General features: G+C 48.5%; 4 protein-coding genes. 1 reads left to right on the top strand and 3 read right to left on the bottom strand.

All coding sequences use genetic code 11. From position 1 onward, the window contains the following. Positions 1-317 (top strand): transposase (locus tag H6G62_RS26615; RefSeq protein ID WP_190492062.1); only part of this gene is annotated, 317 nt, incomplete at its 5' end. Between the two features lie 12 nt (positions 318-329). Here H6G62_RS26615 and H6G62_RS26610 read toward each other — a convergent pair. The 3 genes from H6G62_RS26610 to H6G62_RS28195 form a co-directional block, all read right to left on the bottom strand. Then, the gene (locus tag H6G62_RS26610) at positions 330-548 is read right to left on the bottom strand and encodes a hypothetical protein (protein WP_190500793.1); all 219 of its coding nucleotides are present in this window, start codon (positions 546-548) and stop codon (positions 330-332) included. Between the two features lie 1,119 nt (positions 549-1,667). Beyond that, on the bottom strand, positions 1,668-2,582 hold the full coding sequence (locus H6G62_RS28200) for a PAS domain-containing protein (protein WP_347239434.1): 915 nt from the start codon (positions 2,580-2,582) through the stop codon (positions 1,668-1,670). A gap of 4 nt (positions 2,583-2,586) precedes the next feature. Further along, positions 2,587-2,770: hypothetical protein (locus H6G62_RS28195; RefSeq protein WP_190492888.1), on the bottom strand; the 184-nt coding region annotated here is incomplete at its 5' end.

The raw sequence follows: 2,770 nt of genomic DNA, 5'->3' as shown, positions 1-2,770 counted from the left end.
TTGAAGACTTTGAGCAGGATGGCCCTAAGATTCTTATCATTTTAGACAATGCAAGTATTCATAAAAAGGCAGAGATTCTAGAGAAGATAGCGAAGGAGATGCCCAACATTGTTTTAGAATTTCTGCCACCCTACAGTCCGGACTATAATTTAATCGAGTTAGTTTGGCACTCTGCAAAGGAATTCATTGCCAATCGTCTATTTGAGTCGATTGAGGATCTAGAAGCGCTTGTTCATAACCTGTTGAACGAAGGGCAGCTTGTCATCAAATGGGATCGCAAGATCAAAAACAAAGGAAACACAATCAATGCAATTTAAATGCATATCAGCTTAGCGCTGACGCTCCAATTCCAAAGCTTGGTGGGTTACAATCAACGCCTGATGTTGCTGTTCTACCTCTTCATCGGCAGCTTGTAATTCTTCTAAGACAAAATAAAGCTGTTGAAGCGCATCATTGAGTAACTCTGGCGCTACAGATGTTTCCTGCGCCTGCTGTCGGAGCGCTAACGCCCGCCCATACACTTTCTCAATATGCGATGAAATTCCCATGGATCCCTCATACCTTGCGGCTGATGCTGAGTAACTAACTGAATCGTGAGCTATACCGAGATCTGTATCAGATCTACAGAACCTATCTAGGGGATAGCCAAACCCAGGTTAGAGACTGGAACGCGAGATCGACATAGGGCAATATGTCGTGATGGGATGATAGAAAATAGTAATAAAGATCCGATAAGGATAGGGGTGAAGATACCGTCATCTCCACGACTGTATTATCTTATGGTTATCCAAAAATATTACCCCTGTCGATCAAAACTTATTGAGAGAAAGGCACCTCGAAAAATACAGATCTTATTGAGAATAGCTACAAGATTCCAGGGGTTTCAGGCCCTTTAAGTTCGCAATAAGGCGATTAATCGAGGTGCCCAGAAATAATCGACCTAGCCAATAGCGTTCGCAACTATACATACACACTCAGGTGGCCTACGTAGATTGGGACGTCTGAAAGCTGATCCCCCCTGCCCCCCTTGGGAAGGGGGGTAAGAGCCCCCAGCCCCTTGTTCCCAGGCTGTAGGCTGGTTGACTGACAAAAGATTCTGCACCGGACGCGGAAACCGCGCCCCTACAGTATTGGAATCATGTAGGGGTCAGGAGACCTGACCCTTTGACGGATCTGGGTTATGGCAAGTTTTGTCCGTCAACCAGGGCTATAGGTGTACTTCATCAATCAGAGAACCGCTATATAGCGGATTTCACTCGGTTGAAGTACATTGCGATGATCCCCCCTGCCCCCCTTATCAAGGGGGGTAAGAGTCCTCAGCCCCTTGTTCACAGGCTGTAGGCTGGTTGACTAGCAAAAGATTCTGCACCGGACGCGGAAACCGCGCCCCTACAGTATTGGAATCATGTAGGGGTCAGGTCTCCTGACCCTTTGACGGATCTGGGTTATGGCAAGTTTTGTCCGTCAACCAGGGCTATAGGTGTACCTCATCAATCAGAGAACCGCTATATAGCGGATTTCACTCGGTTGAAGTACATTGCGATGCCCCCCCCTGCCCCCCTTATCAAGGGGGGTACAGAATGAGCCTTAGACCGCTAGGTACTGGGGGGATCTAGAACCCAGCAACGGTGTATCTCACTCTTATGACCTAGAAATTGACTGACGGATTAAGTGCAATCAATCTCTTCAATACTGAGTAAAATTCGTTCTCCGCCATCGGTCAGCACCATCTTACGGGCATTCAGGCTCATTTTCTTAGGCCCAATAGATTCAAAAACATGATCAATGTAGAAGTTGTCTACCTGGGAATTCTCCGGCAAAACCTCTTCTAGCAGGGATCGCAGTTGGGGAATATTCCACTGGCCATTGCCCAGTTCAAAAATCGAGACATTCTCAGTTTCCGCAGGGCTAACCTGAAACATGGTGTAAAACCGCTGATTGGCCGTGAGGACAGTTAAGTGACTATCTAAAATCACTAACCCTTCCCGCACCGTTTGCACAATGGCCTCGGCATAGTCGCGGGCTTCTTTCAGTTCATAGGCGCTGCGTTTGAGGGCATCAATTTCCACCAGCACCACCACCGCTCCATCAATGCGGTCATCCAAGGTACGATAGGGTCGGATCCGAAGGTCATACCAATGCCCCGCCTGATCTTGCACCTCCTGGCTTTTGAGAATCAGGGTGCTGATCACCTCTAGAATTTGAGCCTCTAGGTCTTTGATATTGAGATTATGTTTAATGTCGCTTAGCGGACGACCAATATCGGTGGGAATCAGGTTAAACAGCGTTGCCGCCGTGGGGGTAAAGCGACGAATCCGAAGATCCGCCTCTAGCATCAGGATGGGAATATGAATGCTGCTGAGCAGGTTTTGAAAGTCGTTGCTCACCTGCATGGTTTCGGCATGGCGGCGATACAGTTCATCATTGATGGTGCTCAGTTCTTCATTGGTGGCCTGGATTTCTTCCTTGGCGGTTTGCAGTTCTTCATTGGTGCTTTGTAACTCTTCGTTACTGGAAAGAATTTCTTCGTTGGCGGCGCGTAAATCCTGGTTGGTGGCCTCCTGCTCCTGACTGCCTGACACATCTTTATGCCGCCTCCCAGGGGGGCAATTGACATCGTATGGACTGGATCCTAGAGAACCAGATGCGGTCATAGTACTGGTCTTCGGCGTTTTTAGAGGCAAAGCAGGGTTCAGGGTCAACGGTGAGCAGGGGGATGGGTTGGAGCAACGGACGCCCTTTGTTGACGGCACCCTTGAGCCAGCGGAGG

The organism is Phormidium sp. FACHB-1136 (assembly GCF_014697375.1).
Lineage (GTDB): Bacteria > Cyanobacteriota > Cyanobacteriia > Phormidesmidales > Phormidesmidaceae > Nodosilinea.
Note: the sequence above shows the minus strand (reverse complement) of the source record. Positions and strands in the feature narration are given on the sequence as shown.

What these genes read in the sequence shown, in the direction of transcription:
- H6G62_RS26610 (WP_190500793.1), bottom strand. Translation starts at nt 548, where the DNA reads ATGGGAATTTCATCGCATATTGAGAAAGTGTATGGGCGGGCGTTAGCG.